A 20946-nucleotide genomic window follows, 5' to 3' on the forward strand; every position below is an offset into this window, starting at 1 on the left:
CCTGCCGTACCCGAATGGACGAATACAGTCCGTTTCCCCGATCGGGACCTTGCTAGAACGCAAAAACGGGCCCCCGGTTCCGGAGAACCGGGGGCCCGCATCACCCAGTGATGCTCCCGGCTGGTCAGTCGCGCGCCTCGGCCAGCAGCTTCTGCATCCGGGAGACGCCCTCCACCAGGTCCTCGTCGCCGAGCGCGTACGACAGGCGCAGGTAGCCCGGCGTGCCGAAGGCCTCGCCCGGGACGACCGCGACCTCGGCCTCGTCGAGGATCAGCGCGGCCAGCTCGACCGAGGTCTGCGGGCGCTTGCCGCGGATCTCCTTGCCGAGCAGCCCCTTCACCGACGGGTACACGTAGAACGCCCCCTCCGGGTTCGGGCAGAGGACGCCCTCGATCTCGTTGAGCATCCGCACGATGGTCTGGCGGCGCCGGTCGAAGGCGACGCCCATCTCCTTGACCGCGTCGAGGTTCCCCGACACGGCGGCGAGGGCGGCCATCTGGGCGACGTTGCTCACGTTGGACGTGGCGTGCGACTGCAGGTTGGTCGCGGCCTTGACCACGTCCTTCGGGCCGATGATCCAGCCCACCCGCCAGCCGGTCATCGCGTACGTCTTGGCCACGCCGTTCACCACGATGCACTTGTCGCGCAGCTCGGGCAGGACGGCGGGGAGCGAGACGGCGGAGGCGTCCCCGTAGACCAGGTGCTCGTAGATCTCGTCCGTGAGGACCCACAGACCGTGCTCGACGGCCCAGCGGCCGATCGCCTCGGTCTCGGCCTCCGAGTAGACGGCGCCGGTCGGGTTGGAGGGGGAGACGAAGAGGACGACCTTCGTCTTCTCCGTGCGCGCCGCCTCCAGCTGCTCCACCGAGACCCGGTAGCCGGTCGTCTCGTCGGCCACGACCTCCACCGGGACACCGCCCGCGAGGCGGATCGACTCGGGGTACGTGGTCCAGTACGGGGCCGGGACGATGACCTCGTCGCCCGGGTCGAGGATCGCGGCGAACGCCTCGTAGATGGCCTGCTTGCCGCCGTTGGTCACCAGGACCTGCGAGGCGTCGACCTCGTAGCCGGAGTCGCGCAGCGTCTTCGCGGCGATCGCGGCCTTGAGCTCGGGCAGGCCCCCGGCCGGCGTGTAGCGGTGGAACTTGGGGTTCTTGCAGGCCTCGACGGCCGCCTCGACGATGTAGTCCGGCGTCGGGAAGTCGGGCTCACCCGCGCCGAAACCGATGACCGGGCGCCCGGCGGCCTTGAGGGCCTTGGCCTTGGCGTCGACGGCGAGGGTCGCGGACTCGGAGATCGCACCGATCCGGGCGGAGACCCGGCGCTCGGTGGGAGGGGTAGCAGCGCTCATACGGCCCATCGTCCCAGACCCCGTACGGGCCCGGCACACAGGTTTCACGGAGCGGACAGGAACGGTCATTCCTGGTCGTACACGCCGCCTGAGGCAGGTCGGAGCCGTTTCTGTTCGACGTGGGGGCCCATGACCACGTACACTCACTGCTCGTTGGCCCCGCACCGACCACATCTCACGATGCGGTAGGTTGGGGACACCGCAAAGGGTCGTAGCTCAATTGGTAGAGCACCGGTCTCCAAAACCGGCGGTTGGGGGTTCAAGTCCCTCCGGCCCTGCTACACACACCGCCAGGTTGTGTGCGCATGTACGTACTTCATTGCACCGCCGTGCGGCTCCACTTACCCGGGCGCGGCACGGCCACGACCCGGAATCAGGTGAAACATCGTGACGGACGCCGTAGGCTCCATCGACATGCCTGATGCCGAAGACGCCGCACCGGAGTCGAAGAAGAAGGCCCGTAAGGGCGGCAAGCGCGGAAAGAAGGGCCCTCTGGGCCGCCTCGCGCTGTTCTACCGCCAGGTCATCGCGGAACTCCGCAAGGTCGTCTGGCCCACGCGAAGCCAGCTGACGACGTACACCACTGTGGTGATTGTCTTCGTTGTCATCATGATCGGCCTCGTGACCGTGATTGACTATGGCTTCCAGGAAGCAGTCAAGTACGTCTTCGGCTGACTTTTTGTTCCACCCCATCTGTATCGCAGGAAGAAGCAGCCACCGTGTCTGACGCGAACCTGAACGACGCCTTCGAGTCCGAGTCCGTCGAGGACGAGCTCGACATCGTCGAGGCGGCCGACGAGGACCAGGACGACGCTGCTGACGCCGAAGCCGCCGCGGAAGCCGCGCTTCTCGCCGAGGCCGACGCCGCCGGTGACGAGGACGAGGACGCCGAAGAGGCCGACGAGACCGAGTCCGCCGACGACGAGGACGAGGCCGAGGAGTCCGACGAGGACGCCGACGCCGACGTCGAGGCCGCCGAGGAAGAGGCCGAGGAGGCCGAGCCGGCCGCCCCGGTCGACCCCATCGCCGCGCTCCGCGAGGAGCTGCGCACGCTCCCCGGCGAGTGGTACGTGATCCACACCTACGCGGGCTACGAGAAGCGCGTGAAGGCCAACCTCGAGCAGCGTGCCGTCTCGCTGAACGTCGAGGAGTTCATCTACCAGGCCGAGGTGCCCGAGGAAGAGATCGTCCAGATCAAGAACGGCGAGCGCAAGAACGTCCGGCAGAACAAGCTGCCCGGATACGTGCTCGTCCGCATGGATCTGACGAACGAGTCCTGGGGTGTCGTCCGCAACACGCCGGGCGTCACCGGCTTCGTGGGCAACGCCTACGACCCGTACCCGCTGACCCTGGACGAGATCGTCAAGATGCTCGCCCCGGAGGCCGAGGAGAAGGCCGCCCGCGAGGCCGCCGAGGCCGAGGGCAAGCCGGCTCCGGCCCGCAAGGTCACGGTCGAGGTCCTGGACTTCGAGGTCGGCGACTCGGTCACCGTCACGGACGGCCCCTTCGCCACCCTCCAGGCCACGATCAACGAGATCAACGCCGACTCGAAGAAGGTCAAGGGCCTCGTCGAGATCTTCGGTCGCGAGACCCCGGTCGAGCTCAGCTTCGACCAGATCCAGAAGAACTGATCCACACAGGTTTCCGACCAGGTCAGGGCGGCTCCCAGAGCCGCTCTGACCTGCTCGGTTTTTAGCCGCACGTCTATACCCGTTATCGTTGTGCGGTATGCCTCCGTCCGGACGACCGGACGGATCGGCTGAAAACTCTCACTAGGACCCGGAGAGAGCACATGCCTCCCAAGAAGAAGAAGGTCACGGGGCTTATCAAGCTCCAGATCAACGCCGGTGCGGCGAACCCGGCCCCGCCGGTCGGCCCCGCGCTCGGTCAGCACGGCGTCAACATCATGGAGTTCTGCAAGGCCTACAACGCCGCGACCGAGTCGCAGCGTGGCATGGTCGTGCCGGTGGAGATCACGGTCTACGAGGACCGTTCCTTCACCTTCATCACCAAGACTCCGCCGGCCGCCAAGCTGATCCTCAAGGCTGCTGGTGTGGACAAGGGCTCCGGCGAGCCGCACAAGACCAAGGTCGCCAAGCTCACGGCCGCCCAGGTCCGCGAGATCGCCACGGTCAAGCTCCCCGACCTGAACGCCAACGACCTGGACGCCGCGTCGAAGATCATCGCCGGCACCGCCCGTTCCATGGGCATCACGGTCGAGGGCTGATTCAGCTCCCCCGTTTGACCTCTGTGGTAGGGCCTGCGCCGGCCCGCACCACGACTCCACACCTGAAACACACAGGAGCAGAAGTGAAGCGCAGCAAGTCTCTCCGCGCTGCGGACAGCAAGATCGACCGGGAGAAGCTCTACGCCCCGCTCGAGGCCGTCCGTCTCGCCAAGGACACGTCCACCACGAAGTTCGACGGCACCGTCGAGGTCGCCTTCCGCCTGGGTGTCGACCCGCGCAAGGCCGACCAGATGGTCCGTGGCACCGTGAACCTTCCGCACGGCACCGGTAAGACCGCCCGGGTCCTGGTCTTCGCGACCGGTGACCGTGCCGAGGCCGCGATCGCCGCGGGCGCCGACATCGTCGGCTCCGACGAGCTCATCGACGAGATCTCCAAGGGCAACCGCCTGAACGAGTTCGACGCCGTGGTGGCCACCCCGGACCTCATGGGCAAGGTCGGCCGCCTCGGCCGCGTCCTCGGCCCGCGTGGTCTCATGCCGAACCCGAAGACGGGCACCGTCACCCCCGACGTGGCGAAGGCCGTCAACGAGATCAAGGGCGGCAAGATCGAGTTCCGCGTCGACAAGCACTCGAACCTGCACTTCATCATCGGCAAGGTGTCCTTCGACGACACCCAGCTGGTGGAGAACTACGGTGCGGCCCTGGAGGAGATCCTCCGTCTGAAGCCGTCCGCCGCCAAGGGTCGCTACATCAAGAAGGCCGCCATCGCGACCACGATGGGCCCCGGCATTCCGGTCGACCCGAACCGCACCCGCAACCTCCTCGTCGAGGAGGACCCGGCCGCGGTCTGAGTCTCCTGACTCAAGCGTCCTGAAACCGCCCCTCACGGCTCGGAAGAGCCGTGAGGGGCGGTTTTTCTTTGGGGGCTTGTCAGCCCCGTGGGTTACGGTGCTGACGACTGGACTTCTTTACGAACGCATTAACGATCAAGGGGTGGGGACGCATGAGCATGTCCGCATGGAAGCGCGCGGGCGTCTCGCTGGCGGCCGTGGCCGTCATCGCCGGTGTGGCCGGCTGTCAGGACGGGGACGGCAAGGCGGCGGGCAAGAGCGCGGGCGAGCAGGTGGCCCAGACGCGCGACGAGATGAACAAGGTCATCCAGGCCGCGTTCCGCAAGACCTCGGACGCCAAGTCCGCCAGGGTCAAGATGACGATGGACATGAACATCCCCGGCAGCCCCGAGGGCAACGGCACGATGGAGATGTCCGGCATCCAGGGCTGGGACCCGGCCGCCATGGACATCACCATGAAGGGCTCCGCCCTCGCCGCCGGCAAGCCGGACGGCCCCAAGGAAATGCGCATGATCATGCTGGACCAGGTCATGTACATGGACATGGGTGCCAAGCAGGCCGCCCAGATGGACGGCAAGCGCTGGATGAAGATGGACCTCAAGGCCCTGGCCGAGCAGTCCGGCGACCCGGCCATGCAGAAGCAGATGACCGGCGGCCTGGAGAACATGAACCAGGACCCGGCGCAGCAGCTCGCCCTGCTCGTGGAGTCGCCGAACCTCAAGCACATCGGCTCCGAGAAGATCGACGGCGTCGAGACCGAGCACTACAAGGGCACGCTCACCTTCGAGCAGATGCTGAACGCCAACAAGCAGTCCGAGCTCCTCACCGCCAAGGAGCGCGACAGCCTGGTGGCCAACATGAAGAAGATGGGCCTGAAGGGCTACGACACCGAGCTCTGGGTCAACGAGGACGGCTACCCGGCCCGCATGGTGGTCGGCATGACCATGGCCCAGGGCACGATGAAGATGCGCGCCGACTACTCCGACTACGGCGCCAAGGCGACCGTCCAGGCCCCGCCGGCCAAGGACACCCTGGACCTCTTCGAGATGCTCAAGGGCCTGAAGGGCGGGGCCGAGCAGGGCTGATTTGCCCCTTGCCCGCCTCGTCACGTACTCTTCCACAGAAGCCAAAGACCGCTGGTCGTCGCTGCGCCCGTATAGGCGTGGTGGCCGAAGGATTCGCTGAGTGGCGAACGACCCGCGCAGGTGACTGTGGATGAGTTCCCGGGTTCTTGTGATCCGGTCGAGCTGAGCCCCGTGCGCCTGCGCCCGGGGCGTTCTGTTTTGTTCAGCCCCTTCCGAGCGGTCCCATCACCCGGAAGGAGGCCGACGCTCTATGGCAAGGCCCGACAAGGCTGCCTCGGTGGCCGAGCTCGCGGACCAGTTCCGTGGCTCGAACGCCGCTGTGCTGACCGAGTACCGGGGTCTCACCGTTGCGCAGCTCAAGACGCTGCGTCGTTCGCTCGGTGAGAACGCCCAGTACGCCGTGGTGAAGAACACGCTGACCAAGATTGCGGCCAACGAGGCCGGGATCACCGCACTGGACGAGCACTTCGCTGGTCCGACCGCGGTCGCCTTCGTCACCGGTGACCCGGTGGAGTCGGCGAAGGCTCTGCGTGACTTCGCCAAGGAGAACCCGAACCTCATCATCAAGGCCGGTGTCCTTGACGGTAAGGCTCTCTCCGCCGACGAGATCAAGAAGCTCGCGGACCTCGAGTCCCGCGAGGTTCTGCTCAGCAAGCTGGCCGGTGCCTTCAAGGGCAAGCAGTCTCAGGCTGCCTCGCTCTTCCAGGCTCTGCCGTCGAAGTTCGTCCGCACCGCGGACGCGCTGCGCGCCAAGCTCGCCGAGCAGGGCGGTGCCGAGTAATTCGGCTCGCGTAATGATCCGAGCCGCCCGTCCGGGTGGCGCGGGTCGCAGCGGGCCGAAAGTACGCCCGCCTCACATGTACATCGGCACCAGCCGAATTAGTGGAAGGATCGCCCATCATGGCGAAGCTCTCTCAGGATGACCTGCTCGCGCAGTTCGAGGAGATGACCCTCATCGAGCTCTCCGAGTTCGTGAAGGCGTTCGAGGAGAAGTTCGACGTCACCGCTGCCGCCGCCACCGTCGCGGTCGCCGCCGGCGTCCCGGGTGCCCCGGCCGAGGCTGCTGAGGAGAAGGACGAGTTCGACGTCATCCTCACCGGCGCCGGCGACAAGAAGATCCAGGTCATCAAGGTCGTGCGTGAGCTGACCTCCCTGGGTCTGAAGGAGGCCAAGGACCTCGTCGACGGCACCCCGAAGCCGGTCCTCGAGAAGGTCAACAAGGAGCAGGCTGACAAGGCGAAGGAGGCGCTCGAGGGCGCCGGTGCCGCCGTCGAGGTCAAGTAAGTACCTCGTCGCGTCAGCGACTCTTCTGTTGAGCGTGTAACGCTTGCAGCGTGAAGGGCGATCATCCATCTGGGTGGTCGCCCTTCGGCGTTGCCGGGGACCGCGTGGCGGCGGTCGTACGGGCCTCCCGATGCGGAGTATGGTGATCTTCGCCGTGCGCCGCGCAGGGGCGGGGGCCTTGACGAACCGCACGCAGCGCGCAATTCTCAGGACGCGTCGTCACAACGATCCGTTTCCGAGGCATGGATCGACGACCGAACGGGCAGTATCGAGGTGCGCCGCACGGCGCGAGGTACCGCGGAGTTGAGAGCAACGAGGGTCGCGAAGAACTCGCCCTGGACATCAGTGGGCCAAGTGGCTACACTGACCCTTTGCGCTGCCTGTTAACTGCCCCCTGCCCGTCACCAGGGGCATCCCCTCGCAACCGCTTCGCTGGTAGACCCACTCTGACCTGGCCTTTCGGCCACATCGGGAAACGTCTTCCACGGGGCTCCGCTAGGGACCGGTACGCGCGTAGTGAGTCCGAGCCCTCGGAAGGACCCCCTCTTGGCCGCCTCGCGCAACGCCTCGACCAATACGAACAACGGCGCCAGCACCGCCCCGCTGCGCATCTCCTTTGCAAAGATCAAGGAGCCCCTCGAGGTTCCGAACCTCCTCGCGCTCCAGACCGAGAGCTTCGACTGGCTGCTCGGCAACGCCGCGTGGAAGGCTCGAGTCGAGGCCGCCCTTGAGTCGGGACAGGACGTCCCCACGAAGTCCGGTCTGGAGGAGATCTTCGAGGAGATCTCCCCGATCGAGGACTTCTCCGGGTCGATGTCGCTGACCTTCCGCGACCACCGCTTCGAGCCGCCGAAGAACTCGATCGACGAGTGCAAGGACCGTGACTTCACCTACGGTGCCCCGCTCTTCGTGACCGCGGAGTTCACGAACAACGAGACCGGCGAGATCAAGTCGCAGACGGTCTTCATGGGCGACTTCCCGCTCATGACCAACAAGGGCACCTTCGTCATCAACGGCACCGAGCGTGTCGTCGTGTCGCAGCTGGTCCGTTCCCCTGGTGTCTACTTCGACTCCTCCATCGACAAGACGTCCGACAAGGACATCTTCTCCGCCAAGATCATCCCGTCCCGGGGCGCCTGGCTGGAGATGGAGATCGACAAGCGCGACATGGTCGGTGTGCGTATCGACCGCAAGCGCAAGCAGTCCGTCACCGTCCTGCTGAAGGCGCTCGGCTGGACCACCGAGCAGATCCTGCAGGAGTTCGGCGAGTACGAGTCCATGCGCGCCACCCTGGAGAAGGACCACACCCAGGGTCAGGACGACGCGCTGCTCGACATCTACCGCAAGCTCCGTCCGGGCGAGCCGCCGACGCGCGAGGCCGCCCAGACGCTGCTCGAGAACCTGTACTTCAACCCGAAGCGCTACGACCTCGCGAAGGTCGGCCGCTACAAGGTCAACAAGAAGCTGGGCGCGGACGAGCCGCTGGACGCGGGTGTCCTCACCACCGACGACATCATCGCCACGATCAAGTACCTCGTGAAGCTCCACGCGGGCGAGACCGAGACGATCGGCGAGTCGGGCCGCGAGATCGTCGTCGAGACCGACGACATCGACCACTTCGGCAACCGTCGTCTGCGCAACGTCGGCGAGCTCATCCAGAACCAGGTCCGCACGGGTCTGGCTCGTATGGAGCGCGTCGTGCGCGAGCGCATGACCACCCAGGACGTCGAGGCGATCACGCCGCAGACCCTGATCAACATCCGGCCGGTCGTCGCCTCCATCAAGGAGTTCTTCGGCACCAGCCAGCTGTCGCAGTTCATGGACCAGAACAACCCGCTGTCGGGTCTCACCCACAAGCGCCGTCTGTCGGCTCTTGGCCCGGGTGGTCTCTCCCGTGAGCGGGCCGGCTTCGAGGTCCGAGACGTGCACCCGTCCCACTACGGACGCATGTGCCCGATCGAGACCCCCGAAGGCCCGAACATCGGTCTGATCGGTTCGCTCGCCTCGTACGGCCGCGTCAACGCGTTCGGCTTCATCGAGACGCCGTACCGCAAGGTCGTCGACGGTCAGGTCACCGACGAGGTCGACTACATCACCGCCGACGAGGAGGACCGCTTCGTCATCGCCCAGGCGAACGCGACCCTGAACGACGAGCTCCAGTTCACCGAGCCCCGCGTTCTGGTCCGCCGCCGTGGTGGCGAGGTCGACTACGTCCCGCCGACCGACGTCGACTACATGGACGTCTCGCCGCGCCAGATGGTGTCGGTCGCGACCGCCATGATCCCCTTCCTCGAGCACGACGACGCCAACCGTGCCCTCATGGGCGCGAACATGATGCGTCAGGCCGTTCCGCTGATTAAGTCGGAGGCCCCGCTCGTCGGCACCGGCATGGAGTACCGCTGCGCCACCGACGCCGGCGACGTGCTCAAGGCCGAGAAGGACGGCGTCGTCCAGGAGCTGTCCGCGGACTACATCACCGTGGCCAACGACGACGGCACGTACATCACGTACCGCCTGGCCAAGTTCTCCCGCTCGAACCAGGGCACCTCGGTCAACCAGAAGGTCGTCGTCGACGAGGGCGACCGGGTGATCGAGGGCCAGGTCCTCGCCGACGGTCCCGCCACCGAAGACGGCGAGATGGCGCTCGGCAAGAACCTGCTCGTGGCGTTCATGCCGTGGGAGGGTCACAACTACGAGGACGCGATCATCCTGTCGCAGCGCCTCGTGCAGGACGACGTCCTCTCCTCGATCCACATCGAGGAGCACGAGGTCGACGCCCGTGACACCAAGCTCGGCCCCGAGGAGATCACCCGGGACATCCCGAACGTCTCCGAGGAGGTCCTGGCCGACCTCGACGAGCGCGGCATCATCCGCATCGGTGCCGAGGTCGTCGCCGGCGACATCCTGGTCGGCAAGGTCACCCCGAAGGGTGAGACCGAGCTGACCCCGGAGGAGCGCCTGCTCCGCGCGATCTTCGGTGAGAAGGCCCGTGAGGTCCGTGACACCTCGCTGAAGGTCCCGCACGGCGAGACCGGCAAGGTCATCGGCGTCCGCGTCTTCGACCGCGAGGAGGGCGACGAGCTTCCCCCGGGCGTGAACCAGCTGGTCCGCGTCTACGTCGCCCAGAAGCGCAAGATCACCGACGGTGACAAGCTCGCCGGCCGTCACGGCAACAAGGGTGTCATCTCCAAGATCCTGCCCATCGAGGACATGCCGTTCCTCGAGGACGGAACCCCGGTCGACATCATCCTCAACCCGCTCGGTGTGCCGTCCCGAATGAACCCGGGACAGGTCCTGGAGATCCACCTCGGCTGGCTCGCCAGCCGCGGCTGGGACGTCTCCGGTCTCGCCGACGAGTGGGCGCAGCGCCTCCAGGCCATCGGTGCCGACCAGGTCGCCCCCGGCACCAACGTCGCCACCCCGGTCTTCGACGGTGCGCGTGAGGACGAGCTCGCGGGTCTGCTCCAGCACACCATCCCGAACCGCGACGGCGAGCGCATGGTGCTCCCGTCCGGCAAGGCGCGCCTGTTCGACGGCCGCTCCGGCGAGCCGTTCCCGGACCCGATCTCGGTCGGGTACATGTACATCCTCAAGCTCCACCACCTGGTCGACGACAAGCTGCACGCCCGCTCGACCGGCCCGTACTCGATGATCACCCAGCAGCCGCTGGGTGGTAAGGCCCAGTTCGGTGGTCAGCGCTTCGGTGAGATGGAGGTGTGGGCGCTGGAGGCTTACGGCGCCGCGTACGCCCTCCAGGAGCTGCTGACGATCAAGTCCGACGACGTGACCGGCCGCGTGAAGGTCTACGAGGCCATCGTCAAGGGCGAGAACATCCCTGAGCCCGGCATCCCCGAGTCCTTCAAGGTGCTCATCAAGGAGATGCAGTCCCTGTGCCTCAACGTGGAGGTGCTGTCCTCGGACGGCATGTCCATCGAGATGCGCGACACCGACGAGGACGTCTTCCGCGCTGCGGAGGAGCTCGGCATCGACCTGTCCCGGCGCGAGCCGAGCAGCGTCGAAGAGGTCTGACGGGAGTCCGGCAGGGGGCTCAGCATGAGCCCCCCGCCGGCCCCAGGACCCCCGTATCAGACCCCAAGCCTTACAACCCTGAGAGGGATTGACGCATAGTGCTCGACGTCAACTTCTTCGACGAGCTCCGGATCGGTCTGGCCACCGCTGACGACATCCGTCAGTGGAGCCACGGCGAGGTCAAGAAGCCGGAGACCATCAACTACCGCACCCTGAAGCCCGAAAAGGACGGACTCTTCTGCGAGAAGATCTTCGGTCCGACCCGGGACTGGGAGTGCTACTGCGGCAAGTACAAGCGCGTCCGCTTCAAGGGCATCATCTGTGAGCGGTGTGGCGTCGAGGTCACCCGCGCCAAGGTGCGCCGTGAGCGGATGGGCCACATCGAGCTTGCCGCTCCCGTCACCCACATCTGGTACTTCAAGGGCGTTCCGTCGCGCCTCGGCTACCTGCTCGACCTCGCCCCGAAGGACCTGGAGAAGGTCATCTACTTCGCGGCGTACATGATCACGTACGTCGACGACGAGCGTCGTACGCGTGACCTGCCCTCGCTGGAGGCGCACGTCTCCGTCGAGCGTCAGCAGATCGAGAACCGTCGCGACTCCGACCTGGAGAACCGCGCCAAGAAGCTCGAGAACGACCTGGCCGAGCTCGAGGCCGAGGGCGCCAAGGCCGACGTGCGCCGCAAGGTGCGCGAGGGTGCCGAGCGCGAGATGAAGCAGCTGCGCGACCGTGCGCAGCGCGAGATCGACCGTCTCGACGAGGTGTGGAACCGCTTCAAGAACCTCAAGGTCCAGGACCTCGAGGGCGACGAGCTGCTCTACCGCGAGCTGCGTGACCGCTTCGGCACGTACTTCGACGGCTCGATGGGTGCCGCGGCGCTGCAGAAGCGCCTGGAGTCCTTCGACCTCGAGGAAGAGGCCGAGAAGCTCCGCGAGATTATCCGTACCGGCAAGGGCCAGAAGAAGACCCGTGCGCTCAAGCGCCTCAAGGTCGTCTCCGCGTTCCTGCAGACCGCGAACAGCCCCAAGGGCATGGTTCTCGACTGCGTGCCGGTCATCCCGCCGGACCTGCGTCCGATGGTGCAGCTGGACGGTGGCCGCTTCGCGACCTCCGACCTGAACGACCTGTACCGCCGTGTGATCAACCGCAACAACCGTCTGAAGCGTCTGCTCGACCTCGGTGCCCCCGAGATCATCGTGAACAACGAGAAGCGGATGCTCCAGGAGGCGGTCGACGCCCTCTTCGACAACGGCCGTCGCGGTCGCCCGGTCACGGGCCCCGGCAACCGTCCGCTGAAGTCCCTCAGCGACATGCTGAAGGGCAAGCAGGGTCGATTCCGTCAGAACCTGCTCGGCAAGCGTGTGGACTACTCCGCGCGTTCCGTCATCGTCGTCGGCCCGCAGCTCAAGCTGCACCAGTGCGGTCTGCCGAAGGCCATGGCGCTGGAGCTCTTCAAGCCGTTCGTGATGAAGCGCCTGGTCGACCTGAACCACGCGCAGAACATCAAGTCGGCGAAGCGCATGGTCGAGCGCGGCCGCACGGTCGTGTACGACGTCCTCGAAGAGGTCATCGCCGAGCACCCGGTCCTGCTGAACCGTGCGCCCACGCTGCACCGCCTCGGCATCCAGGCCTTCGAGCCGCAGCTGGTCGAGGGCAAGGCCATCCAGATCCACCCGCTCGTCTGCACCGCGTTCAACGCGGACTTCGACGGTGACCAGATGGCCGTCCACCTGCCGCTCTCCGCGGAGGCGCAGGCCGAGGCCCGCATCCTGATGCTGTCCTCGAACAACATCCTCAAGCCCGCCGACGGCCGTCCGGTGACGATGCCGACCCAGGACATGGTCCTCGGTCTGTTCTTCCTCACCACCGACGGCGAGCTCCGTGACACCAAGGGCGAGGGCCGCGCGTTCGGCTCCACGGCCGAGGCGATCATGGCGTTCGACGCCGGCGAGCTGGCGCTGCAGTCCCCGATCGACATCCGCTTCCCGATCGGCACCGTCCCGCCGCGCGGCTGGGTTCCCCCGGTCGCCGAGGAGGGCGAGCCGGAGTGGCAGCAGGGTGACTCGTTCCGCATCCGGACGACCCTGGGCCGTGCGCTCTTCAACGAGCTGCTGCCCGAGGACTACCCGTTCGTCGACTACTCGGTGGGCAAGAAGCAGCTCTCCGAGATCGTCAACGACCTGGCCGAGCGCTACCCCAAGGTCATCGTGGCGGCGACGCTCGACAACCTGAAGGCGGCGGGCTTCTACTGGGCGACCCGTTCCGGCGTCACCGTGGCCATCTCCGACGTCGTCGTTCCCGAGGCGAAGAAGGAGATCGTCAAGGGCTACGAGGCGCAGGACGAGAAGGTCCAGAAGCAGTACGAGCGCGGTCTGATCACCAAGGAAGAGCGCACGCAGGAGCTCATCGCGATCTGGACCAAGGCGACCAACGAGGTCGCCGAGGCGATGAACGCGAACTTCCCCAAGACGAACCCCATCTTCATGATGGTTGACTCGGGTGCCCGAGGAAACATGATGCAGATGCGGCAGATCGCCGGTATGCGTGGTCTGGTGTCGAACGCCAAGAACGAGACCATCCCGCGTCCGATCAAGGCGTCCTTCCGTGAGGGCCTCTCCGTCCTCGAGTACTTCATCTCGACGCACGGTGCCCGTAAGGGTCTCGCCGACACCGCCCTGCGTACCGCCGACTCGGGTTACCTGACCCGTCGTCTGGTGGACGTCTCGCAGGACGTGATCATCCGCGAGGAGGACTGTGGCACCGAGCGCGGTCTGAAGCTGAAGATCGCCGAGCGCGGTGCGGACGGCGTCCTGCGCAAGACGGACGACGTCGAGACCTCCGTGTACGCGCGGATGCTCGCCGAGGACGTCGTCGTGGACGGCAAGGTCATCGCGCCGGCCAACGTCGACCTGGGTGACGTGCTCATCGACGCCCTGGTCAACGCGGGCGTCGAGGAGGTCAAGACCCGCTCGGTCCTGACCTGTGAGTCGGCCGTCGGCACCTGTGCCTTCTGCTACGGCCGCTCGCTGGCCACCGGCAAGCTGGTCGACATCGGTGAGGCGGTCGGCATCATCGCCGCCCAGTCCATCGGTGAGCCCGGTACCCAGCTGACGATGCGTACCTTCCACACCGGTGGTGTGGCCGGTGACGACATCACCCAGGGTCTGCCCCGTGTCGTCGAGCTCTTCGAGGCCCGGCAGCCGAAGGGTGTCGCCCCGATCTCCGAGGCGGCCGGTCGCGTCCGCATCGAGGAGACCGAGAAGACCAAGAAGATCGTCATCACCCCGGACGACGGCACCGACGAGACGGCGTTCCCGATCTCGAAGCGCGCCCGTCTGCTCGTGGGCGAGGGCGACCACGTCGAGGTGGGCCAGAAGCTCACCGTGGGTGCCACCAACCCGCACGACGTGCTGCGGATCCTCGGCCAGCGTGCCGTCCAGGTCCACCTGGTCGGCGAGGTCCAGAAGGTCTACAACTCGCAGGGTGTGTCGATCCACGACAAGCACATCGAGATCATCATCCGGCAGATGCTGCGCCGCGTGACGATCATCGAGTCGGGCGACGCGGAGCTGCTGCCCGGCGAGCTCGTCGAGCGTTCGAAGTTCGAGACCGAGAACCGTCGTGTGGTCCAGGAAGGCGGCCACCCGGCCTCCGGCCGTCCGCAGCTGATGGGTATCACCAAGGCCTCGCTGGCGACGGAGTCCTGGCTGTCGGCCGCCTCCTTCCAGGAGACGACCCGAGTCCTGACGGATGCGGCGATCAACGCCAAGTCCGACAGCCTCATCGGCCTCAAGGAGAACGTCATCATCGGTAAGCTCATCCCGGCCGGTACGGGTCTGTCCCGCTACCGCAACATCCGGGTCGAGCCGACCGAGGAGGCCAAGGCCGCGATGTACTCGGCCGTCGGCTACGACGACATCGACTACTCGCCGTTCGGCACCGGCTCCGGCCAGGCCGTTCCGCTGGAGGACTACGACTACGGTCCGTACAACCAGTAAGCGAGTCGCCTGACCGAAGGGCGGTCACCCCGCGAGGGGTGGCCGCCCTTCGGCGTTTCCCGCCGGCGGTCAGCGCGCGGTCAGCTCCCAGGCCGTGACGGCGACCGTGGCCACCGCGGCGAGGGCGCCGATGCTGGCCAGCGGCCACCGGGCGCGCTCCAGGGCGTCGAGCCGTGACTCGTGGTCGGCGAGCTGCTTGTCGGTCTGGTCGCTGCGCTGGACGAGCAGGGCGAGCGAGCCGTCGACACGGGCGAAGCCGGCCTCCAGCGTGCCGCGCAGCCGCTCCAGTTCGAGGGCGACGGCGACCGGGTCGTTCGGGTCAGACTCGGTCATCGGCCGCCTCCGCCTCCGGCGTGGCCTCCGGGAGCGCCTCCGAGCCGACTGCGTCCACGGCGGCCACGGCGGCCACGGGAGCCACGGCGGCCACGGGGTCGATCCGCAGCCAGGACGGCAGCAGCACCTGGAAGGCCGGGTAGGCCATCACCCGGGTGAGGGCGCCGGCGACGGCGAGCGCGGCCGCGACCCAGGGCAGGGTGGCGGGGAGGCCGGAGGCGTCGACGAGTGCCGGCAGCACCACGGCGATGCCGACGGCGGTCTGCAGCACGGTGCGGACCGTGCGCTTGGCGGCTTCGGTCATGGGTGGTTCTCCTTGCGTGGGGGTGGGGGGGGACGGGTGGTGGCGGTGGGCTACCGGACGTAGGGGACCTTCAGCGCGTTCCAGGAGGCGCGGCCCGGCCAGCCGTCGGCGTCGGTGCCGGAGAAGCCGAGCTTGCGCTGCCAGGCGGCGTACGACTGGCGGTCGGACTCGGACCAGCGCGGGCCGGGGCCGACCTTGTAGCGGCCGCAGCCCTCGGCCATCAGCCGGCGGCCCATCGCGGTGACGACGGGGGAGCTGGGCGTGGTCTTGAAGAACGCGGTCCCGGGGAACGGCTGGTAGCGCGGGGCGGCGGGCCTCGCCGGGGCGGTCGGCTTGGCGGCCGGTGCGGCGCCGAGCCGCTTCTGGACCCGCTCGCGCATGACCGGCATGCCGAAGCCCCGGGGGTCGTTCTTCCAGTCGGACCACTCGGAGTGGCCGATCACGGACTTGGCGCCCCAGCTGTGGGCCCGGCACAGGGCGGCCGAGACCCGCTCGATGGCTTCGAGCTGGGCGGCCGGCCAGGGGTCGGTGCCGTTGCCGAGGTTGATGCACTCGAAGCCGTAGAAGCGGGAGTTGCCGTCGACGGCTCCGGCGCTGCCCTGGTGCTCGCGCGGGACGGGCGGGCGGTCCCCGTAGGTCTCGCTGATCACTGCCCGGAGGACGGACGGGTCCCCGCCGCCCGCGTGGTTGGCGCGGCCGTTCGCGACGAGGTGGACCGTGCCGTCCTTGGCGATGACGCCGTGGCAGAGCGGCCCGGGCAGGCCGGCGTAGCCGTCGTAGCAGAGCGCGACGGTGCTCTCGGTGCCGCTGGAGACGGTGTGGTGGATCATCACGCCGACCACGGGGCCCCAGGCGCCGTGGCCGTCGCGGTTGTGGGTGCGCCAGCCGTCGTGCTCGACGACGGTGACGCCTTCGGCGCGGAGCGCGGCGACGAACCGGTCCGCGGAGAGGGGAGTGGCCATCTGTGTCCTCCGGGCATGCGAAAGCCCCGGCCGCGGCGGCTCGGGGCGTGGGACGTACGGGGTGGTGAGGTACGAGAGGCCTACGGGGCGGGCGCCGGGGCCGGCGGAGCCCAGCCCGCGCAGAGCGCGGCGTACGCGGCGCGCCGGTTCTCGAAGTCGGCCAGGGCGGCGGCGACGGCCCGCTGCACGGCGGTCGGGTCGGGGACGACCGGGGAGCCGTCCTGGGCGCTGACCACGATCAGCCCGTTGCCGCGCAGGGTGGCGTCGCCCGCGCCGCTCTCGGCGAGGGAGGCGGAGACGTAGACCGGCGGGTACTGGCCGGTGACCGGGTCCCGGTCCAGGTTGCCGCCGAAGGTGTTGTCGTAGACGCGGATGTCGAGGCTGTGGCCGTTCTCGCTGACGACGGCGCGGCCCGCGTAGTCGATGGCCACGCCCCACGGCTGGGTGGGGTCGATGTTCATGCGGTGCTCCTCAGCTCTGGGTGCCGTAGACGAGGACGGGCTGGGCGTAGACCGTGCCGCCGCTGGCCTGGGCCTGGATCTCGATCTTCATGGTCTGGCTGAACCGGGTCTTGAAGTCGCCGGGCAGCAGGCCGGTGTAGTCGTAGGTGGTGCCCGCCGTGACGGTGGGGCCGAAGGGGACGTCGTCGACCAGGACCCTGACCGTGCCGGTCGCCCCGCTGGAGGCCGCGGTGCTCAGCGAGATGCGCATCTTCGGCTGCCAGACCGGGTTGAAGGACCGGGCGATGGTGACGAAGGTGCCGCTGGTGGTCTGCGGCCACCGGGCGGTGCTGGTGTCCTTGGGCGGCAGCAGCGCGAGCCAGGGGCGGGCGAGGCCGCCGGTCACGATGTCGTCCGAGAAGATCTCGTGGACGTAGCCGTCGTACATCCGGATCACCGGCCGGTTGGGGACGGTGTTCGGGTCGGGACGGATCTCGTTGAGCGGCGGACGGGTGTTGACGGCGGTGGACAGTGCCTTGAGCCGGCGCTCCATCTGGTTGAGCCGGTCGATGATGTCCTCGGGCAGCTGGGGCATCAGGCCTCCTCGAGGTAGAGCTCGGCGGTGTCGGGGCGGCCCCGCTCCGGAGGGGTGATCTTGACGCCGATGATGCGGTAGCGGGCGTCGAGGCCGCTGGAGAACCATTCGTCGTTGATCCGGATGCGGGCGACCCGGCCGAGCAGCGCCGGCGGGACGATCCCGCCGAGGTGGATGCTGATCGCGGGGATCAGGACGGCGCCGCGGGCCTCGGCGAGCTCCGCCGAGGCCACCTGGTTCAGGGTGAGCTGGTCGGAGATCTCGTTGTGGTCCGAGGACAGGTCGATCCTGGGCCAGCCGTCGGCGAGCAGCGAGGTGTCGGTCTGCTCGGCGGAGTACAGCGGCCGGGACTCGGCGCCGGCGTTGTTGTTCACCGACGCGCCGCGGGCCAGGGCCGTGGTGCCGCCGCGGGTCGCGTCGTACGGGAAGGAGTACGACAGGATCACGCCGGGGCGGTCGAAGAGCAGGTCGGTGGCGCCGGTGCGGATCTTGGGGGAGCCGAGCCTGAGCTGGCGGACGCGCTTGCCGTCCTCCGGGTCCCGGTAGACCAGGATCTGGTACTCGAAGCCGTTCTGGAGGTCGGCGAGCTGGTCCAGGGCCTCCTGGTAGACCGTCTCGTCGCCGAGGCGGTAGTTGACCGTCCGCCTGGTGTCGGAGCTCTCCTCGCCCAGGGTGAGCGTGAAGCAGCCGGGGCCCTTGGTGAGCTCGCTCCACAGCTTGCGGGCGATCTCCAGCTGGTCGGTGTCCGTGTACGTGATGTCGGTGCGGATGCGGCGGCGGGCCGCGTACGAGTCGAAGGTCGCGGCCTGCAGGGACAGGGTCAGCACCCCGCGGCCGCTGGACTGCAGGGTGGTGGTCCAGATGATGCCGCCCCACCACAGGTCGCCGCCGCGCTCCAGGTAGATCGCGGTGCGGCCCTCGCGGACCTTCTTGACCCGCTCGGCGATCTCCTTGTTCGGGATCGGGATGGTGCCGGACAGGGAGCCGGCCTTGCCGATGTAGTCGTCGAAGGAGACGTCCCGCAGCGGCAGGATGTCGATGGTCTGGTCGGTGATCAGGTCGCAGAAGATGGCCCGGTAGGGCGTGTCGAGTGCCATGGCGGGCCTCCTTACAGGACGTAGGTGGCGGAGACGCGGATGTTGCGTCCGGCGGCCAGCTGGCCGTTGGGGGACCAGGTGCGCAGGTCGATCTGCCCGTTGGTGTTGATGTTGGCGCCGCCCGAGCCGAAGCCGTCGCAGGCGGTGGCCTCGAAGGAGAGGGCGGGGCGCCAGCCGGCCGGCAGCACGCAGAGCGGCTCGTCGGCGATCTGGCCGGTGTTGTCGGCGGTGACGGTGGCGCCGGTGCGGGTGACGGTGACCGTCATGGTGCACAGGCCGCTCTTGGTCCGGCGGGCGTAGTAGGAGACCAGACCCCAGTTGGCGAGCGCGGCGACGCCGCTGGTGGTGGTCTCGTTCTCGATCGGCGGCTGGTAGTTCACCCAGGCGGTGCCGTTCCAGCGCTGGAAGTTGCCGACGTTGTCGCGGTACTGGCCGACGTAGGAGCCGGTCGACAGGACGCTGCTGGGGGCGATGCCGCCGATCTCCTTGGGGTAGGCGACCCAGGTGTTGCCGTCCCAGCGCTGCAGGAAGTGGGCGTTGTCGTTGTCCTGGTACTGGCCCGGGTAGGCGCCGGCCACGCCCGCGTTGTTGTAGACGGGCAGGATGCCGCCGGACGAGACGGTGGTCTGGCGCAGGTCGGTGGAGGCGCCGCCGGCCCAGTCGATGCCGCCGGTGCCGGCGGAGGCGCCCTTCTTGACCAGGACCGAGAAGAGGACCAGCGAACGGGCGGGGGCGGTCGGCAGCACCGGGACGGCCGCCGGCTGGCCCTTGATGATCTCGATGCCGGCCTCGTACTTGCCGAGGGTGTCGACGTCGTTGTCGTACACGCGCAGCACGACCAGGTCGAGCCGCGGGTTGAGCGGGTCGCCGTCGCCGAAGGTGATGGTGATGTCCTCGTCGAGGGCGACGGGGTAGGCGCCGTCCGTGTTGCCGCCCTGGACGACGGCCCTGCCGTGGTAGACGGTGGCGGTCATCGGGCCGCTGCCGCTCATCCACAGGCCGCCGACGCGGTACTTGCCGTCGTACGTGCCGGGCAGGATGCCGGACCGTACGCCGAGCGGATTGGCGGGCGTGGTGGCGCCGATGGCGGTGATACGGGTGTTCTGACGGGTCTGACCGGTGGGCAGCAGCCAGCCGGAGCGTACGGGCATGGGGATCTCCTGGGGAGGTGGCGGGACGGACGGCCGGGGTGCGGCGGACGGCTCAGTACTGCGGGGTGACCTGGATGTACGTGTTGTCGAACCAGGCGCGCATGGTGGCGTTGGACGTCCGGTAGTACGCGGTGAGCGTGTAGGTCTGGCCCGGCGTCAGGTTGTACAGGCGCTGGACGGTGGAGACGGAGGAGGCGTCCGTCGGGTCGGCGGACCGGGAGGCCATCGCGGCCAGCTCGTCCTCCACCTCGCGGATCACGGTGGTGCCCTGGGTGATCCGTACGCACATGAAGGCCGAGCTGGCGACGCTCGTGCCGCCGGAGCCCAGGGTCAGCTCCATCCGGGAGCCGAAGCTGAGGATCGCCTGCTTGGACTCGGGGGCGACGAAGCTCACCGTCAGGGGGTTCTCGGCCCGCTCGACGAGCGTGTTCACGTAGGTCGTCGAGACCGTGTAGCCCGCGTCCAGCGAGTCGTTGAAGTACGGACCGGGGTACGCCGGCGCCCATGCCGAACCGTTCCAGCGCTGCAGCGGGCCGTCGGCGACGGCCCGGTACTGGCCGGTGTAGCTGGCCGGCAGGGTGCTCGCGGAGGCCGGGATGATGCCGCCGACGCCCGCCGGGTAGGCGACCCACTTGCCGCCGTCCCAGCGCTGGAACTGCCCGTCGGGGGTGTCCTGGTACTGGCCCGGGTAGGTGCCGCGCTGCGTCGGGCCCTCCAGGGGGAGGATGCCGCCGGCCGAGACGACCGGGGTGCGCAGGTCCTTCAGGGCGGAGTTCCACGGGATGCCGCCGTTGCCGGCGCTGGCGCCGGCCGGGACCGTCACCTCCCACAGCGGCAGGCTCAGCGGAGGGGCGGCCGGGGCGACCGGGGTCTGGGCGGGGACGCCCTTGACGATCTCGATCTTCGCCTCGTTGCGGTTCGAGGAGTCGTAGACGTTGTCGTAGATCTTGACGACGACCAGGTCCTTGCGGCCGTACTGGGCGTCGCCCGCGGTGAAGGTGACCGTCTCCTCGGTGGTGAGCGCGACGGGGTAGGCGCCCTGGGAGATCGAGCCCTGGATGACGGCGCGGCCCTCGTGGACGGTCGCGGTCATGGCCGCGGTGCCGTTCATCCACAGCCCGGAGAGGCGGTACTGGCCGTCGTAGGAGCCCGGCAGGATGCCGGAGCGGACCTGGACGGTGTTGAGCGGGGTGGTCACGCCGGTCTGGGTGAGCCGGGTGTCCTCGCGGGTCTGGCCGGTCTCGGCGACCCAGCTGCTGCGCAGGTTCATGGGGTTCT

Annotated in this window: 17 protein-coding genes, 1 tRNA gene and 1 pseudogene; 10 read left to right on the plus strand and 9 right to left on the minus strand. The window is 68.1% G+C overall.

Annotated elements, in window-relative coordinates; all coding sequences use genetic code 11:
• Positions 1-124: 124 nt before the first annotated feature.
• Complete coding sequence (locus ACH414_RS16160; protein ID WP_382532581.1) at positions 125-1351, minus strand: pyridoxal phosphate-dependent aminotransferase; 1227 nt, start codon at positions 1349-1351, stop codon at positions 125-127.
• 205 nt (positions 1352-1556) lie between these two features.
• On the opposite strand from ACH414_RS16160, the gene ACH414_RS16165 reads away from it, so the two are divergent.
• The 10 genes from ACH414_RS16165 to ACH414_RS16210 all read left to right on the plus strand — a co-directional run bounded on the left by ACH414_RS16165 (position 1557) and on the right by ACH414_RS16210 (position 14786).
• Positions 1557-1629, plus strand: a tRNA-Trp gene (locus ACH414_RS16165).
• Positions 1630-1738: 109 nt separating this feature from the next.
• Complete coding sequence (gene secE / locus ACH414_RS16170) at positions 1739-2026, plus strand: preprotein translocase subunit SecE (protein WP_382532579.1); 288 nt, start codon at positions 1739-1741, stop codon at positions 2024-2026.
• Positions 2027-2070: 44 nt separating this feature from the next.
• A complete protein-coding gene (gene nusG, locus ACH414_RS16175; protein WP_386565287.1) occupies positions 2071-2982 on the plus strand; it encodes a transcription termination/antitermination protein NusG in 912 nt (303 codons plus the stop codon).
• A gap of 161 nt (positions 2983-3143) precedes the next feature.
• Positions 3144-3578 (plus strand): 50S ribosomal protein L11, encoded by a 435-nt coding sequence (gene rplK / locus ACH414_RS16180; protein WP_030318720.1) that lies wholly within the window; start codon positions 3144-3146, stop codon positions 3576-3578.
• An 83-nt stretch (positions 3579-3661) separates the two neighbouring features.
• Entirely contained in the window at positions 3662-4390 is a 729-nt protein-coding gene (rplA, locus tag ACH414_RS16185) for a 50S ribosomal protein L1 (RefSeq protein ID WP_382532575.1), read from the plus strand.
• 152 nt (positions 4391-4542) lie between these two features.
• A complete protein-coding gene (locus ACH414_RS16190; protein ID WP_382532574.1) occupies positions 4543-5475 on the plus strand; it encodes a hypothetical protein in 933 nt (310 codons plus the stop codon).
• A gap of 250 nt (positions 5476-5725) precedes the next feature.
• Positions 5726-6256: a 50S ribosomal protein L10 gene (gene rplJ, locus ACH414_RS16195; RefSeq protein WP_382532572.1), complete on the plus strand. Its 531-nt coding sequence runs from the start codon at positions 5726-5728 to the stop codon at positions 6254-6256.
• 119 nt (positions 6257-6375) lie between these two features.
• Positions 6376-6759, plus strand: a complete 384-nt coding sequence (rplL, locus tag ACH414_RS16200) for a 50S ribosomal protein L7/L12 (protein WP_382532570.1) — start codon at positions 6376-6378, stop codon at positions 6757-6759.
• A 546-nt stretch (positions 6760-7305) separates the two neighbouring features.
• Complete coding sequence (rpoB, locus tag ACH414_RS16205) at positions 7306-10788, plus strand: DNA-directed RNA polymerase subunit beta (protein WP_382532568.1); 3483 nt, start codon at positions 7306-7308, stop codon at positions 10786-10788.
• Between the two features lie 98 nt (positions 10789-10886).
• Positions 10887-14786 (plus strand): DNA-directed RNA polymerase subunit beta', encoded by a 3900-nt coding sequence (locus ACH414_RS16210; protein ID WP_382532566.1) that lies wholly within the window; start codon positions 10887-10889, stop codon positions 14784-14786.
• Positions 14787-14855: 69 nt separating this feature from the next.
• Here ACH414_RS16210 and ACH414_RS16215 read toward each other — a convergent pair whose 3' ends face one another.
• The 8 genes and pseudogenes from ACH414_RS16215 to ACH414_RS16250 form a co-directional block, all read right to left on the minus strand.
• On the minus strand, positions 14856-15119 hold the full coding sequence (locus ACH414_RS16215) for a hypothetical protein (protein WP_386565283.1): 264 nt from the start codon (positions 15117-15119) through the stop codon (positions 14856-14858).
• 94 nt (positions 15120-15213) lie between these two features.
• Positions 15214-15423, minus strand: a pseudogene (locus ACH414_RS16220) (hypothetical protein); the annotation flags it as partial.
• A gap of 50 nt (positions 15424-15473) precedes the next feature.
• Complete coding sequence (locus ACH414_RS16225; RefSeq protein ID WP_398942163.1) at positions 15474-16385, minus strand: peptidoglycan-binding protein; 912 nt, start codon at positions 16383-16385, stop codon at positions 15474-15476.
• 80 nt (positions 16386-16465) lie between these two features.
• On the minus strand, positions 16466-16846 hold the full coding sequence (locus ACH414_RS16230; RefSeq protein ID WP_382532561.1) for an ATP-binding protein: 381 nt from the start codon (positions 16844-16846) through the stop codon (positions 16466-16468).
• Between the two features lie 10 nt (positions 16847-16856).
• Positions 16857-17420 (minus strand): hypothetical protein, encoded by a 564-nt coding sequence (locus ACH414_RS16235; protein ID WP_382532559.1) that lies wholly within the window; start codon positions 17418-17420, stop codon positions 16857-16859.
• Positions 17420-18517 carry a hypothetical protein gene (locus ACH414_RS16240; protein ID WP_382532557.1) on the minus strand — a complete coding sequence of 366 codons (1098 nt, stop codon included), beginning with the start codon at positions 18515-18517 and terminating at the stop codon, positions 17420-17422. Before ACH414_RS16240 ends, ACH414_RS16235 begins: the two co-directional genes overlap by 1 nt.
• An 11-nt stretch (positions 18518-18528) precedes the next feature.
• Positions 18529-19668 (minus strand): hypothetical protein, encoded by a 1140-nt coding sequence (locus tag ACH414_RS16245; protein WP_382532555.1) that lies wholly within the window; start codon positions 19666-19668, stop codon positions 18529-18531.
• Between the two features lie 52 nt (positions 19669-19720).
• Positions 19721-20938: a hypothetical protein gene (locus ACH414_RS16250; RefSeq protein WP_382532553.1), complete on the minus strand. Its 1218-nt coding sequence runs from the start codon at positions 20936-20938 to the stop codon at positions 19721-19723.
• Positions 20939-20946 lie beyond the last annotated feature (8 nt).

The organism is Streptomyces sp. NPDC020422 (assembly GCF_044386705.1).
In the GTDB taxonomy this organism is placed as follows: domain Bacteria; phylum Actinomycetota; class Actinomycetes; order Streptomycetales; family Streptomycetaceae; genus Streptomyces.

What these genes read in the sequence shown, in the direction of transcription:
- ACH414_RS16160 (WP_382532581.1), bottom strand. Translation starts at nt 1,351, where the DNA reads ATGAGCGCTGCTACCCCTCCCACCGAGCGCCGGGTCTCCGCCCGGATC.
- rplK (WP_030318720.1), top strand. Translation starts at nt 3,144, where the DNA reads ATGCCTCCCAAGAAGAAGAAGGTCACGGGGCTTATCAAGCTCCAGATC.
- ACH414_RS16190 (WP_382532574.1), top strand. Translation starts at nt 4,543, where the DNA reads ATGAGCATGTCCGCATGGAAGCGCGCGGGCGTCTCGCTGGCGGCCGTG.
- rplJ (WP_382532572.1), top strand. Translation starts at nt 5,726, where the DNA reads ATGGCAAGGCCCGACAAGGCTGCCTCGGTGGCCGAGCTCGCGGACCAG.
- rplL (WP_382532570.1), top strand. Translation starts at nt 6,376, where the DNA reads ATGGCGAAGCTCTCTCAGGATGACCTGCTCGCGCAGTTCGAGGAGATG.
- ACH414_RS16215 (WP_386565283.1), bottom strand. Translation starts at nt 15,119, where the DNA reads ATGACCGAGTCTGACCCGAACGACCCGGTCGCCGTCGCCCTCGAACTG.
- ACH414_RS16225 (WP_398942163.1), bottom strand. Translation starts at nt 16,385, where the DNA reads ATGGCCACTCCCCTCTCCGCGGACCGGTTCGTCGCCGCGCTCCGCGCC.
- ACH414_RS16230 (WP_382532561.1), bottom strand. Translation starts at nt 16,846, where the DNA reads ATGAACATCGACCCCACCCAGCCGTGGGGCGTGGCCATCGACTACGCG.
- ACH414_RS16235 (WP_382532559.1), bottom strand. Translation starts at nt 17,420, where the DNA reads ATGCCCCAGCTGCCCGAGGACATCATCGACCGGCTCAACCAGATGGAG.
- ACH414_RS16240 (WP_382532557.1), bottom strand. Translation starts at nt 18,517, where the DNA reads ATGGCACTCGACACGCCCTACCGGGCCATCTTCTGCGACCTGATCACC.
- ACH414_RS16245 (WP_382532555.1), bottom strand. Translation starts at nt 19,668, where the DNA reads ATGCCCGTACGCTCCGGCTGGCTGCTGCCCACCGGTCAGACCCGTCAG.
- ACH414_RS16250 (WP_382532553.1), bottom strand. Translation starts at nt 20,938, where the DNA reads ATGAACCTGCGCAGCAGCTGGGTCGCCGAGACCGGCCAGACCCGCGAG.